17 protein-coding genes and 1 other RNA gene are annotated in these 16,071 nt (G+C 44.8%); 6 read left to right on the top strand and 12 right to left on the bottom strand.

What is annotated here, in order from left to right; all coding sequences use genetic code 11:
* Positions 1-13: 13 nt before the first annotated feature.
* Positions 14-151 carry a hypothetical protein gene (locus tag NST58_RS11335; protein WP_167348489.1) on the top strand — a complete coding sequence of 46 codons (138 nt, stop codon included), beginning with the start codon at positions 14-16 and terminating at the stop codon, positions 149-151.
* Here NST58_RS11335 and NST58_RS11330 read toward each other — a convergent pair.
* From NST58_RS11330 to NST58_RS11320, 3 genes are all read right to left on the bottom strand, one after another.
* Complete coding sequence (locus tag NST58_RS11330) at positions 148-1,581, bottom strand: L,D-transpeptidase (RefSeq protein ID WP_339247778.1); 1,434 nt, start codon at positions 1,579-1,581, stop codon at positions 148-150. The genes NST58_RS11335 and NST58_RS11330 overlap by 4 nt on opposite strands.
* Positions 1,582-1,715: 134 nt before the next feature.
* A complete protein-coding gene (locus tag NST58_RS11325) occupies positions 1,716-1,958 on the bottom strand; it encodes a ferredoxin (protein WP_036689316.1) in 243 nt (80 codons plus the stop codon).
* 161 nt (positions 1,959-2,119) lie between these two features.
* On the bottom strand, positions 2,120-3,412 hold the full coding sequence (locus NST58_RS11320) for a DNA polymerase IV (RefSeq protein ID WP_076130151.1): 1,293 nt from the start codon (positions 3,410-3,412) through the stop codon (positions 2,120-2,122).
* Positions 3,413-3,568: 156 nt separating this feature from the next.
* Here NST58_RS11320 and cimA point away from each other — a divergent pair, with 156 nt between their 5' ends.
* Positions 3,569-5,188 carry a citramalate synthase gene (gene cimA / locus NST58_RS11315; protein ID WP_076191352.1) on the top strand — a complete coding sequence of 540 codons (1,620 nt, stop codon included), beginning with the start codon at positions 3,569-3,571 and terminating at the stop codon, positions 5,186-5,188.
* Positions 5,189-5,770: 582 nt separating this feature from the next.
* On the opposite strand, the gene NST58_RS11310 is transcribed toward cimA, so the two are convergent.
* Positions 5,771-6,334 (bottom strand): TlpA disulfide reductase family protein, encoded by a 564-nt coding sequence (locus tag NST58_RS11310; protein WP_076191350.1) that lies wholly within the window; start codon positions 6,332-6,334, stop codon positions 5,771-5,773.
* A 160-nt stretch (positions 6,335-6,494) separates the two neighbouring features.
* Between NST58_RS11310 and NST58_RS11305 the strand changes: the two genes are divergently transcribed.
* Positions 6,495-6,974: a M67 family metallopeptidase gene (locus NST58_RS11305; RefSeq protein ID WP_339190458.1), complete on the top strand. Its 480-nt coding sequence runs from the start codon at positions 6,495-6,497 to the stop codon at positions 6,972-6,974.
* On the opposite strand, the gene NST58_RS11300 is transcribed toward NST58_RS11305, so the two are convergent.
* From NST58_RS11300 to NST58_RS11290, 3 genes are read right to left on the bottom strand one after another with little or no spacing between them, the layout of a single operon-like run.
* Complete coding sequence (locus NST58_RS11300; RefSeq protein ID WP_038569828.1) at positions 6,956-7,705, bottom strand: exonuclease domain-containing protein; 750 nt, start codon at positions 7,703-7,705, stop codon at positions 6,956-6,958. The two genes, NST58_RS11305 and NST58_RS11300, sit on opposite strands and share 19 nt — an antisense overlap.
* Complete coding sequence (locus NST58_RS11295; RefSeq protein ID WP_076184365.1) at positions 7,702-8,775, bottom strand: DUF294 nucleotidyltransferase-like domain-containing protein; 1,074 nt, start codon at positions 8,773-8,775, stop codon at positions 7,702-7,704. Before NST58_RS11295 ends, NST58_RS11300 begins: the two co-directional genes overlap by 4 nt.
* Before the next feature lie 39 nt (positions 8,776-8,814).
* Entirely contained in the window at positions 8,815-10,209 is a 1,395-nt protein-coding gene (locus NST58_RS11290) for an ammonium transporter (RefSeq protein ID WP_036689307.1), read from the bottom strand.
* Between the two features lie 548 nt (positions 10,210-10,757).
* Here NST58_RS11290 and NST58_RS11285 point away from each other — a divergent pair.
* Positions 10,758-11,189, top strand: coding sequence for a MerR family transcriptional regulator (locus NST58_RS11285; RefSeq protein ID WP_036689305.1), 432 nt, complete (start codon positions 10,758-10,760; stop codon positions 11,187-11,189).
* A 35-nt stretch (positions 11,190-11,224) separates the two neighbouring features.
* On the top strand, positions 11,225-11,896 hold the full coding sequence (locus tag NST58_RS11280) for a zinc metallopeptidase (protein WP_076125126.1): 672 nt from the start codon (positions 11,225-11,227) through the stop codon (positions 11,894-11,896).
* A 36-nt stretch (positions 11,897-11,932) separates the two neighbouring features.
* Here the strand turns inward: NST58_RS11280 and NST58_RS11275 are convergent, their stop codons facing one another.
* Positions 11,933-12,847, bottom strand: coding sequence for a LysR family transcriptional regulator (locus NST58_RS11275; protein WP_076125124.1), 915 nt, complete (start codon positions 12,845-12,847; stop codon positions 11,933-11,935).
* Positions 12,848-12,851: 4 nt separating this feature from the next.
* Entirely contained in the window at positions 12,852-13,487 is a 636-nt protein-coding gene (locus NST58_RS11270) for a rhomboid family intramembrane serine protease (RefSeq protein WP_076125160.1), read from the bottom strand.
* Positions 13,488-13,604: 117 nt separating this feature from the next.
* On the opposite strand from NST58_RS11270, the gene tpx reads away from it, so the two are divergent.
* Positions 13,605-14,123, top strand: a complete 519-nt coding sequence (gene tpx, locus NST58_RS11265; protein ID WP_076125122.1) for a thiol peroxidase — start codon at positions 13,605-13,607, stop codon at positions 14,121-14,123.
* Positions 14,124-14,312: 189 nt separating this feature from the next.
* On the opposite strand, the gene NST58_RS11260 is transcribed toward tpx, so the two are convergent.
* The 3 genes from NST58_RS11260 to NST58_RS11250 form a co-directional block, all read right to left on the bottom strand.
* On the bottom strand, positions 14,313-14,702 hold the full coding sequence (locus NST58_RS11260) for a DUF1499 domain-containing protein (RefSeq protein WP_036689295.1): 390 nt from the start codon (positions 14,700-14,702) through the stop codon (positions 14,313-14,315).
* A gap of 159 nt (positions 14,703-14,861) precedes the next feature.
* A non-coding RNA gene (gene ssrS / locus NST58_RS11255) (6S RNA) lies at positions 14,862-15,053 on the bottom strand.
* A gap of 104 nt (positions 15,054-15,157) precedes the next feature.
* Positions 15,158-15,994: a DUF624 domain-containing protein gene (locus tag NST58_RS11250; protein ID WP_076125120.1), complete on the bottom strand. Its 837-nt coding sequence runs from the start codon at positions 15,992-15,994 to the stop codon at positions 15,158-15,160.
* Positions 15,995-16,071 lie beyond the last annotated feature (77 nt).

Below are 16,071 nucleotides of genomic sequence, written 5' to 3'. Positions count from 1 at the left end.
GAAGGTATGCTGGATGTCAACTAAACGTAAACCACCAACTTTGCAGCAAAAGAAAGAAGAAGTTAATCGTAAAGCGCTAATGTGGATCGGCGTAAGTTTAACTTTACTAATTCTTCTCATCATCGTTCTGTTTATAGTTGCCGGGAACTAATTCAGCCAGTGGTATACTTTGTGGGGGTTGGTCTGATCATATGGAGCAGCAGGGTTGAAGCGTTTCGCCGGCAGCAGCTGCTTGTCAGGCAGAACCCCTTTACTAATCACCACTTTTGTTCCTTTTGGAATCATAGCGAATAGTTCTTCCACATCTTCTCGACTCATCCGAATACAGCCAAGGGATTCATCCTTGCCGACACTTTCTGGCTCATTGGTGCCATGAATAGCATAATTACTATCTGAAAGTTGTAGTCCGCGGCTTCCGAACTCCCCATTATCATGACCGTTTGGATTGACCACTTTATCTGTAATGATGAAATTGCCTTCCGGAGTCTTGTCTCCCCCAAGCCCTACCTCATAATTTCGTAGAATAACAGAGCCGCTGACTACTGCCAAGCGGTGTTTTTGTTTATCCACAATCACTCTAAGCGGCTGGTCAAAAAAAGGAACGCCCTTTCCACTACTTCCACTCTCGCTTAACGCCGTCGGTATGCCCATTCCCGCCTCAGCAATTGAGCTTGGAGGCTCACCCGCAACTTCCGGTGTACCCAGTGCCTTAGCAGTTGCTATTTCCTTAAGAGATTTGAACTCACGCTTCATAACTGGTGTCGTCCCGCCAATCCAATTTTCCGGAAAAGATCTGGTCAATTCCGCCAAAGAAGCCGGAAGCTTGCCTTTATGATTCTGATAAGACCTCATTGCACTCCATAATGTAGCTAGCTCCTCTTGATCCCCCTGCCACTTAGCTGCATCCACCGCAAGTTCCCCTTGCTCTGGCGGTTCGCATGCACATGCCGCTGGATCATAGGATTGGTATACCAACCGTCCGTTCCCATTCTTCTGCAGTGTGGAATTAAGCGGAAGCTTCTCTTTCCACAGCAGCCACTTCCCTTCCCGCTCCATGCCCAAAATAGCAGCTTGAAACGGTTCCTCACGCATTAGCATAGTTGCCATCAGCTTCCCTGACGAAGCCGAAGCTCCACTCTCTTGCGCTGTATACATCATTTTTCGTGCCTCTAGAACGGGTTCCTTCTCAACATCTTTTTGATCAAGCGGATCTTTAACTTCAGAAGTAACCGTGTCTTGGACCATTTCCTGATCTTCCGCAATATCTAGACCCGGAGCCACAGCCGATGGCACCATAACCAGTAATAGAAGCATCAGCCCAAGCATAATGTAGCGGAATCTTTGCTGCCTTCGGTCCCGCTGGCGGCTTGCCTGAAGCAGCCCTTCCTCATATTCCCGTAGCGTTTCCGCAGGCACCTTACTATGCTCGAAAGCTTCATATACTTCTCCAGCCTGATTGAAGCAATAGTTAGCTTTCCCCTGTTGACCGTTCTTATAGTATTCCTTACCCAGCAAGTACCATGCCATCTTATTGTCTGGATGCATCTGTACATATGCTTTGAGGTGCTGAGAATTTTTCATCGGAACCTCCGAAATTTTATAATTCCTTCCTACATTAATATCGGTCAGACATCGCAAAAAAGACATCCCTAGCTGAACAAAAGTTCGCGAGAGATGTCTTTATGTTGTGCTAGAAGTTACAAAATCCCGGCTAATTAGCCCTCTTTGTTAAAAGGCTCATCCGCAATTTTAATAGAGTCGGTTGGGCATCCATCACAAGAATCCTGGAGATCATCAAACAAATCATCCGGAATCGCTGTGATGCCGTGGTTTCCGTCATTTTCATAAATAACTTCTGCCAAACCTTCGTCATCGTAATCAAAAATATCAGGAGCCGTTGCGCCACATGCACCGCAAGCGATACAAGTGTCTTTTTCGACCCAAGTGTACTTAGCCATTTTATCTCTGCCTCCCGTTGAACAATACAGCGCTGTTGTACCAGCGTCTTATATTTTCTCATATTAATATAAAAAGAATACAATTTCAATCGATTTTCAATACGTTTGCATTTCTGACGCATTCTACGGCATCTATTTTGACATGTCATAGAATGTTCTTGTTACTCTTTATCAGACTCGACAGATAGAAGATTATCCTTTTGCAACGAAGTGCCACGTTCTTTATGATTGCGGAGCCTTGCAGAGTGAGAATCGCTTAACATCCCGGCGGTCAACACTGCATTTTCACCGAATTTATTACGTAGCATGTCCATAGTCTTGTTAAGAGACTCTTTCTTAGGCTGACGTTCGTAATCGAACAAATCAAGCTGAATGGCAGAATCCTCTTTAGCAATCAAGCCCTGCAGGGTCACACCCAGCAGCCGCACAGGCTTCTCCCCATTCCAATGACGAACATATAGATCGCAAACGGACTTGTAGATATCCTCCCCACTCTCCGAAGGAGCCTCTAGCTGACGCGAACGGGTTATGGTCTTCATATCGGGTGTCCGAATGGTCAGCTGCACCCCTGAGGCAACAAGTCCTTGCTTACGCAAGCGCCGGGCTACCTGATCACTTAAATTCAACAAAATCGGTCGTACCTCAGCAAGACCTATGACATCCCGCGGCAATGTTGTGGTGTGTCCAATCGACTTACTCTGCTCCCGCTCAGGATTAACGATCCCATGATCAATACCGTTGCCAGCACGCTTTAGCCATGAGCCCATAACTCCGAAATTCTCAACCAGCATATTTTCATCAGCCGCTGCTAATTGACCAATACTGTAAATGCCCAGTTTGCGGAGCTTTTCTGCTGTTTTTCCACCAATGCCGAACATTTCGTTACAAGGCTTGTCCCATAAAATCTTAGGCACATCCCGCAGTCGCAGCACTGAAATACCGTTTGGCTTTTTTAAATCGGAAGCCATCTTCGCAAGCAGCTTATTGGGAGCGATCCCCACTGAGCATGGCAAGCCCAATTCTTCCATTATACGGCGCTGAATCGTCTCCGCTATTTCCATGGGTGTACCGAATTGTCTGGAGCCAGTTATATCAAGGTAACATTCATCGATGGACACTGCTTCCAGTAACGGAGTATAGCTATATGCAATCTGCATAAAAGCATTAGAATATTTGCGGTATAAATGGAAGTCCGGTTTAATAACGATAAGCGATGGACAAATACGAAGCGCCTTCTGAACCTGCATTCCCGTCGAAATCCCCATTCTGCGGGCGACGTAGGAACAAGTCACTATGATCCCTTTCCGCAATTCAACACTACCCGCAACCGCAGTAGCTTTGCCTCTATATTGGTCAGGGTCCTCTGCCTCATGCACAGAGCAGTAAAAAGCATTCATATCAACATGCAGGATAACCCTGCCACTCGTTGGATAATACTGATCAACATTCTGCACAATATCTACCTTCTTATCCTCAGGTTTTCTATTGTCCAATTTAGAATAACTCTCCGCTGCGGTTAGGTCAACTTAAGAGGCTGTAAAGTTCTTTGTTACATTCCCGCGTAAAAATGCTATAATATATAAATTCATTTCCCTATAAGGAGGACTCTCATGTCTAAGTCCATCTCCATCTTCGATACTACATTACGCGACGGCACCCAAGGTGAAGGCATCAGTCTGTCGGCTGACGACAAGCTGAAGATTGCCAAGAAACTCGATGATCTGGGTGTGCACTATATTGAAGGTGGCATCCCGGGAAGCAACAATAAAGACATTGAATTTTTCAAAAGAGTCAAGGAGCTTCATCTGAACGCCAAAATTACAGCGTTCGGCAGCACTCGGCGGAAGAATTCCTTGGCCGAAAACGATGACAATTTAAAACGTATGATTGACGCAGGGGTTCCTGCTGCTACACTCGTCGGAAAATCTTGGGATTTTCATGTACACACTGCATTACAGACTACGCTTGAGGAGAATCTCGCCATGATCGGCGACTCCATATCCTACTTGAAACGCCAAGGCCTTGAAGTGATTTTTGATGCCGAGCATTTCTTCGACGGATACAAGAATAATCCTGAATATGCAGCAGCTGTTCTGTCCAAAGCCCGGGAAGCCGGAGCAGATTGGCTTGTAATGTGCGATACCAACGGTGGGACCTTACCTTACGAAATTCATGAGATTGTTACCGCTCTAAATCAACAATTGCCCGGAGCCAATCTCGGAATTCACACTCACAATGACTGTGAGCTAGCGGTTGCCAATGCACTTAGCGCCATCGGAGCTGGAGCACGGCAAGTACAAGGTACCATTAATGGTTACGGTGAACGGTGTGGCAACGCCAACCTATGTTCTATTATTCCTACACTACAGATCAAAATGGGTTATCACTGTATTCCAGGCGATTCATTGTCACAGCTTACCAACACTGCCCGCTACATTAGTGAAGTTGCCAATGTTAATCTGCCGGTAAATCAGCCTTATGTCGGAAATGCAGCTTTCGCACACAAAGGTGGAATCCATGTCTCCGCCATCATGCGTGATTCACGGACCTATGAGCATATCGCTCCTGAGCTTGTCGGGAACAAGCAGCGGGTGCTGGTCTCCGAACTTGCTGGACAGAGCAATGTACTTTCCAAAGCGCAGGACATGGGTTTAAATCTGGATCCAAGCAGCGAGCAGGCTCGCCGGGTGATCGAGAAAATCAAAACGATGGAACATCAAGGCTATCAGTTTGAAGGTGCCGATGCCTCACTGGAGCTACTCCTTCGGGAAGCTACTGGCGAGATGAATGAAACCTTTACCTTTGAATCCTTCAAGATGTTAGTTGAGAAAACCGCAGAACATCCAGTAGTATCTGAAGCGTTCGTGAAGCTGAAAGTTGGCAGTGAGAATCTTTATACCGCTGCTGAAGGTAACGGTCCAGTCAACGCACTCGATAACGCGCTTCGTAAAGCATTACAGACCTATTTCCCACAATTAAAGGAAATGCATCTATCCGACTATAAAGTCCGTGTAATAGATGAACAGGATCAGACTGCAGCGAAGGTAAGGGTATTGATTGAATCCAAGAACTTCACAGACACCTGGAGTACGGTTGGTGTCTCCAGTAACGTAATTGAAGCCAGCTGGGAGGCACTTGTTGACAGTATGCGCTACGCGCTTCTCAATGAGCTCTCTTTGGAGAATGAGAAGACGACCAGCAGTGAACCTAGAGGCCTGGTCAATCATTAATTGATCACTTATAGAATTTTGTAAGACAAAAAAGAAGCTTCCCATAAGTAGAATTCTACTTTTAGGGCAGCTTCTTTTTATTAAATAGTCTGTGTAACGGACTATTGCTTTAGCCCATAGACTTTGGGTGGTGGGTGGTGAGCAATGGGCAGTGTGCGGTGCGGGATGCGCGGGGGCGAGTGCGGGTGCGGTAGAGTAATTAGGGGAAAACTCCCTGAAAATAGCCGATATTCGCTATAAATGAACAGAACCAGGGAATTCCTCCCTAAAAATCAGGGTGATTTCATTATTTTCCACCAAAACAGCTAGATCAGAGGGATATTTTCCCTAATTATTCGTTGAATGACCCGAGATCTCGAAATAATAGGGAAAAACTCCCCAATTGTACAACGAGGCTTCCTTCGGGGTTCCAGCTATTTCTGCTCCACTGTATAGTGAAATTAATGCTTGGGGTCAACTAAAGCAAATCGTGGCTGACCAAAAACGCAGATCAGCGATCCTCCAAAAAGAAGAATCGCTGATCTGTAGACTTTTGCTGTTTGGAGAAAAAAGCAGATCTGTCTCCACATGGGACAGCCTGCTTCATGATTCGGTAAGCTTGATTATTTTCTCCTCCAACTCTTCAGGACTAAGAATACCTAGAATAATCTCAGAGATCACTCCATTCTTATCAATGAGCACATTGGTGGGAAAAACAGCTCCATTATATTTGCTGTACACCTCATCTTTTACATCAAACATAACCGGAAACACAAGACCGTATTTCTTGATAAAACGTTCAGCATTGGGTTTATAATCCTGACTGCTCACATTAATACCGTAGATATCTAGAACATCCTTATACTTAGTGGCCATGGTATTAAGTTCAGGAGCTTCCTGCTGGCAGGGATCACACCATGAAGCCCAGAAATTAAGGATTACCGCTTTATCTCTGGGGCCATCAACAACATAGGTAGTCCCATCTGTTCCCTGAAGTGAAAACGAAGGTGCACGCAGTCCAGCCTTAGGTCCGCTCTTCATCGGCAGCTCATTTTGTTGCGCAAGCACAGCTTCTGCTTTTGGCTCACGATTATACCACACCGCAAACACAGCAACACATACAACTATGAGTAATACTGTTATATTTAATTTATTACTTGCTTTCATAGTCATCTGTTCCTTTACGATTGGAATAGTTTTCTACTATTGTACCCTCAATAGGTTAAATTTCAAACCATCCATTTTTTACACAATAATATATACTTTTATAATAAAAAAGAGGGTTTCGTCTGCGACGAAACCCTAATGAAGAGAGAGGGGTGAACAAATGGCAGCATTCCAGGGAAATGTCCAGCCTATTAGACTGAAATATTCCGTACAGCAAGCACTGGGGAAGCACCTGCTGTCCTGTTATCCGCATGAAGCATGCGGAGTCCTGCTGGGTGCTGCCGCAGCGGGTGGCATGCTCATAGATACTTACGTACCCTTGCGCAACGTAGCGCCAGACCCGCTGCACACCTTTACTCCCCACCCTGAAGAGTGGATTGATGTTCTTTACAACGAACCGACAATCATCGGCCTATTTCATTCCCACCCACATTCAGCACCTATCCCTTCAGTTGCCGATTATAAAGGATTAACAGCACTAGGACCTGAGTTTGCGCTTTATCTTATAGGTTCTCCCAACACCAAAGATAGCGGCAATCCCATTCTGAACGGATTTTATATTGAGCGTTTGCCTGATAACCGCGGCGGAAATTTGTTCCGCGGTTTATCTCAAGCCCCGCTTCACGTTCTACTTAAATAAGCATAAAGATCACCCAAGGTATCCACTTGGCCGCGCTCCGAAATTTCCCGCAGGTAGATCACCCACAGCTGTGCTGTCATCTTTGCGTCTTCCAAGGCATGATGACGGCCATGAATCGGAATTTCATGCACATATAGCAGCTCATCCAGCGAATAATTACTTCGCTGTGGCTCAAGCCATCGCGCTAACATCATCGTGTCCAGCACACGGTGTGTTAGCTGAACTTTAGAGGTTTTCCATAAAGCAGCATTAAGAAAAGCCTTATCATGTGAGCTTGCATGTGCCACCAGCACATTTTGACCTACAAAGGACATAAAATTATGAAGGCCATCCATTAAGGAGGGAGCGGATTGTGTCATTTCTTCCGTAATCCCAGTCAGCCTCGTAATATCCTCCGGAATAGCCGTCTGACAGTTCACCAGTGTATAAAAGCATTCCTCTTCTTTGATCTGCTCTCCAACAACCTTGACGGCTCCGAAAGACATAATCTCATCCCCATGCTGATGTGAAAAGCCTGTAGTCTCTAGATCAAAGATCACTGTCTCTAATTCAGACAATGGGGTATGCAGCACCTCAGGCCGCCGCTTCTCTCGCATCAAAGATCGAATAAAGGCCATTTGCTGCGCAGTCTGTTGCGCAGTTTCCCCACCTCTCATCGAAGCAATTGCCGAGGGCATTCCACCTTGTCTTAGATTACTCCAGAATCCTCCGCTTTTGTTCGGCTCCCTCATGACCGCCACCTTTCCGCTGAGCGGAGCTGACGCTGCAGCGCCCGATGAAGGCGTCTGACAAGCAGCAGGCTTTCACGCAGCTCAGACAGCAGCTGCTTATTCTTCAATTCACTCTCAGCTACATAATCACTGCTGATTAACAATCCATCCTGAACACTATATGGCGTGTTCACTCGCAACCGCATTGCTAATAAGAAAGCTCTGCGAATATCCTCTAAATGTTGATATTTCCCAAGCCTATCAAGCGCTTCAATCCGCTCTAATGTCGAGCCAGCTCTAATGCCATGTAGTAATGACAACCGTCTAACAATGTTCACTAACGGAATATAGACCCCATACTTAACATCAAATCCGCCTGCATAATCACCAAACCGTTCTGTTAACACCTGTCCCAGTAAATTCAAAGTCGCTTTGTGGCGTACTGTATTGCGAAGAACAGCATTAGACAGCTGCTCATTTTCCGCAAAGCCTTCATAGAAAGCTTCTTGCCACTTCGCTGATAACTTCACGCTTCCTGCCACATGACGCATATCCGAAGAGATAATAAGATACCGGATCGGCTCCCATTCCAACTGAGTTCTCCAGCTATCAAGCTGCTCTATCCATTCAGATAATGTCTTACGCCACATGACTTGGGAGCACATTACCTTCCCCGCACATTTCTCATATCCTACTTCTTCAAGCATATCGGATAACAAAGTTCCGAAAAATTCGAAATAGCGATTTTTTTCCCCATCAGGCTCTCCTTCGACTATCAGGCCATTATCCTGATCGCTCCAAAGCGTTGCCTCCTGCCTCCCACTGCTGCCAAACACAATAAAGGAATAAGCACAGGGAGGCGGGCCATAGCCCGCCTCTTTCATCTGCGCCTCACATATGAGTACTGCGGTTTGGGCAATAAGATCATGCATAGTATTCACACGGAACATCCATTCCTCTATAGGAATAACATTCAACTGTTCGAGAAGTACTTTTTGACAGGCAACACGCCTCTCCCTAAGCTCCTCTGACGAACCGGCCAATACGATGGTCCTAAAGCTTTCTTCATTATACTCATCTGTTAACTCCATCGATGCCACACGGTCCGCCTCCCTGTCCGAGTTGAAATGTTATTGTTTAAGGGTTTTGGATTCCGAATCTGCGATCAATTTCATTTGCTCAGGGTATCCGTAAGTACCATGTTCACTGATATCCAGGCCCATCAATTCTTCTTCTTCTGTAACACGAAGTCCGATAGTTACCTTCATTACATACAAGATGATGAAAGAAAGAACGGCTACGAAAACAAATGTTCCAACCACACCAAGCACTTGAACGCCTAGTTGATGGAAACCACCACCGTAGAACAACCCAGCTTCACCTACCAAGCCGCCTTTAGTGATAAGCTCAGGTACAGCGAACAGACCCGTTGAAACTGCACCCCACATCCCCGCAATACCATGCACCGAGAAAGCATAGATTGGATCATCAAGCCCTGCACGTTCCAGCCATTGGGAAGTCATGAATGTAAAAGCACCGGCTACAAAACCAATAATGATTGCTGCCCATGGATCAACGAAAGCACACGCTCCTGTGATTGCAACCAATGCAGCCAGAACACCATTCAGCATTGCTGGAATATCAGACTTACCAAAGTACAACCAAGAAGCAATCAATGCTGCCAAACCACCTGCTGCTGCTGCGATGTTCGTTGTTAGGGCTACGTGACCGAAGAAACCGCCCATTGGGGACAAAGCACTACCTGGATTGAATCCGAACCAACCAAACCAGAGGATAATAACACCGAGTACAGTAAATACTTGGTTATGACCTGGAATGATCACGGGTTTACCTTCTTTATTAAACTTACCAAGCCGAGGCTTAAGCAATATGGTTGCTACGACTGCTGCCGTTGCACCTGTAAGATGGACAACCGTGGAACCTGCATAATCTTGCATACCCAGCTCAGCCAACCAGCCACCGCCCCATACCCAGTGAGCTACAACTGGATAAATTACGACGGAGAACAAAATTCCGAAAATGATATACACACTTAGCTTCGCACGTTCTGCCATACCACCAGATACGATAGCCAAGGAAACTGCTGCAAAGGCCATTTGGAATAAGAATTTAACATTTAAAGTAACATCAGAAAATGCAAGTGATTCAAAAGAAGCTGCGGTTGAATCTCCTCCGTACAAGAAGCCTGTAGTACCGAAGAAGCCATTGCCGTTACCGAAACCAAGTCCAAAGCCGATAGCCCAGAAGCAAAGACTTGCGATAGCCAGGGTAAGTACTGTCTTACCTGCTACGTGCCCTGCATTCTTCATCCGAACCGAACCCGCTTCGAGCATTGCAAACCCTGCTTGCATAAAGAATACTAAAATGAATGCCAGGAAGGTAAACGCTGTGTCCAATCCGACTTGTAAGTCTACGTTCGTCGGACCGTCCGCTGCAAAAGCACTTACCGGATAAATCATCAGTGTAATCATGGCCAGTAACATCATCAACCATTTCTTTTTCATTTTTACCCCACTCCCCAATGTTATATTTTCTAACAAAGCGTGAAACTCTTAATGTCATTATAATCAGAAGTCAGGTAAATTGACAAGACTATTTTGGGAATGTTTTTATTTTATTTTATTTGAGCACACGAAATTTTCACAGTACTAATGGACTAGAGGTCCTAAAGACCTGATTCTAGCTGCATTTTCATTAAAATAACTACGCGCACAACCTCATATATATTACCTAATACTTGAACGCATCTTTTACCAAAATCACAATATACATAACATTTAATGTTATGTATTGGGGTAACTTATAGTTTTCAACCCCAATCATTCTTCAAATTTGATATCCCTTTAAGTTTGAGTGTATTGTATAGAAACTACAGATCACCGTTCATGAATTAACCCTTCTTTACTGCATATACTTTATGAAAGTATGACGTTTGACTGTATGGTTTCCAGTTTGTTATCATTACAGATAGCATAAGAAACCATCAATTTAGGAGATGACCGCCACTTATGGGCAGTCGTATTCAATTAGTGAGGCGAGATTAAATGGGGATATGATTTTGTATCGAATTGGAGAATTAGCTAAGGCTGCTCACATTAGTGAACGAACTATTGATTATTACACGAAACTGGGATTAATCTCCCCGGAATCTAGAAGCACCAAAAATTATCGGCTATACAGCCATGAAACCTTGGCTGCTTTAGAACGTATTACTCAATTAAAGCATGACAAGTATTCATTGGAAGAAATCAAATCTATGCTAGGCAAATGGAACGAGGCAACACCAGAAACTGACGTCTCTGATAAATTAGTTGAGTTAGAGCAGCAAATGCAGCGGCTAGAACGGGAAGTAAAAGCCCTTGAACCTCTTATTAGTGGTTTGAAGCCAGGACAGGCCAGTCGCGTACTTTCAAATCTGCTCCCTCAGGGATTAGCCTGCATGGAAGCGATCCGGCTATTGCTTACGCAAGGACCGCCAATGTAAATACCATATTTACAATACAGTGGAGGAATGCATCTATGTTTATGTACCTATTAGTAATTATTGCTTTTCTTTTCTCATTGTGGGCACAGTTTAGAGTCAAAGGAACCTTCAGCAAGTGGTCAAAGGTAGCTAATTCGAACGGCCTGACTGGATATGAAGCCGCGAGACGTATGCTCGATGCTAATGGCTTACACGATGTTCCGATTGAACCTGTAAGAGGCACACTCTCAGACCATTATGACCCCATCCACAGAGTTGTACGCTTATCAGAGCCTGTGTATTATGAAAGTTCCATCTCTGCAATTTCTGTCGCTTGTCACGAAGTAGGCCACGCGATTCAGCATAAAGTAAGTTATCCTATGTTGACACTTCGTCACCGGATGTTCCCGGTAGTTAATTTCGCATCAGGCATCGCGCCTTTCATGCTGATGGCAGGTTTCATCTTCGGTTACTTTAATCTTATAGGCTTGGGTATCATTTTCTTCTCAGCAGCTGTTGCATTCCAGCTCGTAACGCTGCCTGTAGAATTCAACGCCAGTAACCGGGCTCGTCAGGTCATGGTAGAACAAGGTTTCATCCGCAACGAAGAAGAACGCGGAGTAGCAAAGGTTCTCAACGCCGCTGCATTAACTTATGTTGCTGCCGCTCTAGTATCCTTGCTTGAATTGCTTCGCTTGATCACCGTCTTTTTAGGCAACCGCGACTAATATCGCATACCTCTAAACAACAAAAACCCCGGAAGGCTAAGAGCCGACCGGGGTATTATTTTGCCTAGCTTTAAAGTAGGAGATTAAAAAAGTCCGAAAGGAACGTGCCACCAGCGGTAATTTACTATCTGTACGGTAGATCAAGCCAACCGTTCTCGTCACCGCAGGCTCCACAACCTTCACCTGGGCTGGTTGGAGAGGATTCGTCTGATAGAACGCCATCTCCGGAAGCAGGCTTACACCCATCCCTGCGGCCACCAAACCACGAATGGTATCGGTCTCTCCGCCTTCAAAAGCAATCTGCGGTTGGAATCCCGCCTGCAAGCAAGCTTGCCAAACGATAGGTCTCAACGAATAGCCTTGGCTGAATAGAACAAACTTCTCTTTTTGCAGCTGTTCCAACCGAATTTCAGATTCTCCTGCCAGCCGGTGATTCTGAGGAAGAATCGCAAACAACTCTTCAGTCATTACAATATCCCCCGAAACATGCTCATCATTCTCCGGAAAAGGCGAAATGAAAGTTAAATCCACTTCTCCAGACAATACGTCTTTTATCAAAGAAGGGTAAGATCCTTGTTTAAAACGAAATTTGACATGAGGATAATACTTACGAAAATCTGCAACGATAGTCGGGATTAGATGTGTGCCAAGGCTATGCGGGAATCCAATCCGAATCTCACCACGCTCGGGATCCAGAAATTCATGCACCTCATTTACTGAATGCTCCAACTCCTTAAGGATACTCTCAACCTTCTTGCAAAAGAGCTGCCCAACAGGGGTAAGCTGCAGATTGCGCCCTTTTTGCATGAATAGATCAACCCCAAGCTCTTGCTCCAGCTGATGAATCTGACGGCTTACCGCAGACTGCGCTACATGAAGCTCTTCTGCCGCTCTTGTTACGTGTTCTTTTTGAGCTACCTTTAAAAAATATTGCAGCTGTCTTAGCTCCACTCCATCATCGCCCCTGTCTTAGGCTTTTTTTGAATATACGAATAATTAGCCCATATACGAAAAAGCCAGAAACCAAACCTCCGAGATGTGCAACCCAATTCACATTCGGTGTAGCAAACGACATAATGATCCCGATCATTAGCAATCCGTATAAAGTCTTACGCGAGCCCTCATCCATCATCGCCCGTTGAATAACGGCAATGTATAAAAATGCACCATAAATGGCGTAGATTGCTCCAGAAGCGCCAACCGAAACCGTACCAACCTCCACAACTGAGCGGGCACTAATCGCAATTGTAAGCAGATTTGCCAGAAAACCACCCGCCACATAGAGCAGCGCATAACGCCACCAGCCCAGCAATCGCTCCAGAGGCGGTGCAAACACCAGGAGAGCGAAGCAATTAAAGAACAGATGGGAAAACCCATTATGTAAAAAAATAGCGGCCAGATAGCGCCACAGTTCCTCTTTGTACGGACTCACATCAACTATAGCACCAAAATCAATAAGCGTTTGAATATTAGTTGATCCTCCGTTAATTACCGTCAGGATAAACATGATCACATTGGCCAATATGAGCAGACAGGTTACCGGATAATACCGGACATAACTTTTCCAATTTTCGTACCGAATAAATATCATAACACCCATCCCTTTACATATATATCTTGTCCGGTTGGACATCTTCCTGCTATTAAGATTATAATTTATTGTGGCAGTAAGAATCCAATATTATAATTCGAGGAGGAAAACAAGGATATGACGCAAGAAAAAACAGGCGTAGCTACTTTTAAAGGCAACCCCATCACTCTCGTAGGACCTAAGCTAACAGCTGGTGATCCTGCACCCGATTTTGTTCTGAGCAAGAATCTTCTAGAAGACGTGTCTCTAAGTGATTATGCCGGTAAAATCAAGCTAATCAGTGTTGTCCCTTCTCTTGATACCGGGGTATGTGACGCACAGACCCGCCGGTTCAACAGTGAAGCCGCAGAGCTTGGTGACGATGTGGTAATTCTCACGGTAAGCACGGACCTGCCGTTTGCCCAAGCTCGCTGGTGCGGTGCTGCCGGCATCGATCGAGTAATTACTCTTTCCGATCACAAAGCAACCTCATTCGGACAAGCCTATGGTGTGCTAATTAAAGAATTCCGCTTAGATATGCGCTCCATCTTTGTTCTGGATAAGAACGACAAGATCGTATATGTTGAATATTTGAGTGAAATGACCGAGCACCCTAACTATGAAGATGCTATTGCTGCCGTGAAGAAGCTGCTCTAATTCTTTAATCAGTAGCGGTTATTCCAACAATACTTAATTATCTCTGTTAAAAAAGCGGCAGAAGGTCCATCCTTCTCCCGCTTTTTTTGTAATAGAAAGATTTATCGATAACACACTGAGCAGCTCACCGTTTACGTAAACGCATTCATACTACCCCTAAGCAAGAAGGGTTTGACGGGCCTCTAAAAATCAGTCTGCTTTGTATTTTCCTAATTTTTTGTCCAAAGATGCATACAAGCGTTGAATCACACGGTAATTCGCCCCGAGATCACCAAGTGAACCTCTAGATGCAGAATACATATCTACACCACAACGAACAGGCGTCGTATTTAGCACCGATACCGTGATGTCCAGCGTACGGCCAAATGCCGTTCTCTTCTCAAGAGTAATCTCACCTACAGACTCCACTTCGTGAAGCACCTTAAATCCAGGAACTTTCTTTAAAGTTGATGAAACTTCTTCCCATGCTTTGTCTTTAGTTAGATTGTAATAACGCGTTTTTAATGTCGGATCTTTGGCGCGGTCGCTTGTTCCATCATGACTGCGGAATAAGCCAACCAAGGTTCTTTTTAACGACAAAATTCTTCCCCCTCTACAAATCCCAAGTTCATTATTCTAAGTGTAACACTCTTGTCTCAGGAACAAAAGGGTATAACTCACTTTCCCTTTATTCCAGACATACAAAAAAGCGCCCGCTCCCATTATTCACGGGAAACAGGGCGCCTTGGCTTAAACAAGAGAAAACCCGCTTATGCCGTCCGGCTACAGTGTCTTCTGAACCTGCTAGAGCAGGTGGGTGATCGCAGAAAACGTTTTTGAATTCCCCAAGTCATATAGACAGGGCGGTTCAGCTGCGCTTCGTGTAGATCTCCCAAGACATTATCATTGGTTCAAAACAACGAGTAACCGTAACGTACATCGCAGGATTTGTTATTATTATATTGCGTTTTAACGAAAAAGTAAACCTGTATGCGCTTTATTTTTACACAGGAATTAATTACCTGGAAATATCCAACGCTTAATCCAGCATTTTGTTAAATGCGTTTGGTGTCCTTTTCATCAATTTCATCCTCGTAGTCATCATCATCGTCATCGTCGTCGTATTCATCCGCCCGATTGTTCAATGCTGCTGCTTCTGCTTCTTCCTGCTCTTTTAGTTTCTTCTTTTCTACTTGCAGCTGTAGCTTATTATAAGTAGCGTAGAAGTTAAAGAAGGCCGCCATTGCAATCAACGTTGGAATACAAATGAAATACAGAGCCGGATATCTAAGACCGATATAAACAAGAACCGCGGCTGCAATCAATGTAGAGAACACACGAATTGGGCGTGCTATAGTCAGCAATATAGAATTGGTCATCACTTGCTTGAAGCCCATTTGGTAATGAACCACAATGGAAAAGAAGTTAAACATGGATACCGACAAAAGTATCATCAGCACCAACATCAAAATACCAACAATTCTGAAGTTAGGCATTTGTGTCATGTAAACTGTTACATCAACGTACATAACAACGAACATCAATGTATAGATAACTCCTCCGAGCATACTTTTTACATAGTTCTCTTTATACCCCTGAAAAAATGTACGAAAAGTTCCTACATCCGTATTCCCCATTACCCACTTACGTACTACAGTAAATAAAGCGGCTGAAGCTGGAAACACCGTAAAGGGCGCTAGAATCCCCATTGCCCAGTTCAATGTAATTTGCTCGTTCGCTCCACCTGCGCCTGTCCCTAACATAATCATCTTTAAAACACCAAAAAACAAAAACGGGGCGGAACATAGTGCCCATAAGATATTACTTCCTGCGATACGTGAAATCCATTCTGTGACGCGGTATAAGCCGCCCATTGCTCCTTTAAACTCCAATTCCCTTCCTCCTCTGTCTCTTACATACTACATATCTTAACTATACCTCATTTGACCTCCTCATTTCCATAGCCCAA

This window comes from Paenibacillus sp. FSL R10-2796, assembly GCF_037965315.1.
GTDB classification, from domain to species: Bacteria; Bacillota; Bacilli; order Paenibacillales; family Paenibacillaceae; genus Paenibacillus_AQ; species Paenibacillus_AQ odorifer.
The sequence above is the reverse complement of the archived record's forward strand: the minus strand, read 5'-3'. Positions and strand labels throughout refer to the sequence as shown.

Coding starts and splice junctions, on each gene's coding strand:
- NST58_RS11325 (WP_036689316.1), bottom strand. CDS start 1,958: ATGGCTAAGTACACTTGGGTCGAAAAAGACACTTGTATCGCTTGCGGT.
- tpx (WP_076125122.1), top strand. CDS start 13,605: ATGACGCAAGAAAAAACAGGCGTAGCTACTTTTAAAGGCAACCCCATC.
- NST58_RS11335 (WP_167348489.1), top strand. CDS start 14: ATGTCAACTAAACGTAAACCACCAACTTTGCAGCAAAAGAAAGAAGAA.
- NST58_RS11330 (WP_339247778.1), bottom strand. CDS start 1,581: ATGAAAAATTCTCAGCACCTCAAAGCATATGTACAGATGCATCCAGAC.
- NST58_RS11285 (WP_036689305.1), top strand. CDS start 10,758: ATGATTTTGTATCGAATTGGAGAATTAGCTAAGGCTGCTCACATTAGT.
- NST58_RS11270 (WP_076125160.1), bottom strand. CDS start 13,487: ATGATATTTATTCGGTACGAAAATTGGAAAAGTTATGTCCGGTATTAT.
- NST58_RS11290 (WP_036689307.1), bottom strand. CDS start 10,209: ATGAAAAAGAAATGGTTGATGATGTTACTGGCCATGATTACACTGATG.
- NST58_RS11300 (WP_038569828.1), bottom strand. CDS start 7,705: ATGAGGGAGCCGAACAAAAGCGGAGGATTCTGGAGTAATCTAAGACAA.
- NST58_RS11310 (WP_076191350.1), bottom strand. CDS start 6,334: ATGAAAGCAAGTAATAAATTAAATATAACAGTATTACTCATAGTTGTA.
- NST58_RS11295 (WP_076184365.1), bottom strand. CDS start 8,775: ATGGAGTTAACAGATGAGTATAATGAAGAAAGCTTTAGGACCATCGTA.
- NST58_RS11280 (WP_076125126.1), top strand. CDS start 11,225: ATGTTTATGTACCTATTAGTAATTATTGCTTTTCTTTTCTCATTGTGG.
- cimA (WP_076191352.1), top strand. CDS start 3,569: ATGTCTAAGTCCATCTCCATCTTCGATACTACATTACGCGACGGCACC.
- NST58_RS11305 (WP_339190458.1), top strand. CDS start 6,495: ATGGCAGCATTCCAGGGAAATGTCCAGCCTATTAGACTGAAATATTCC.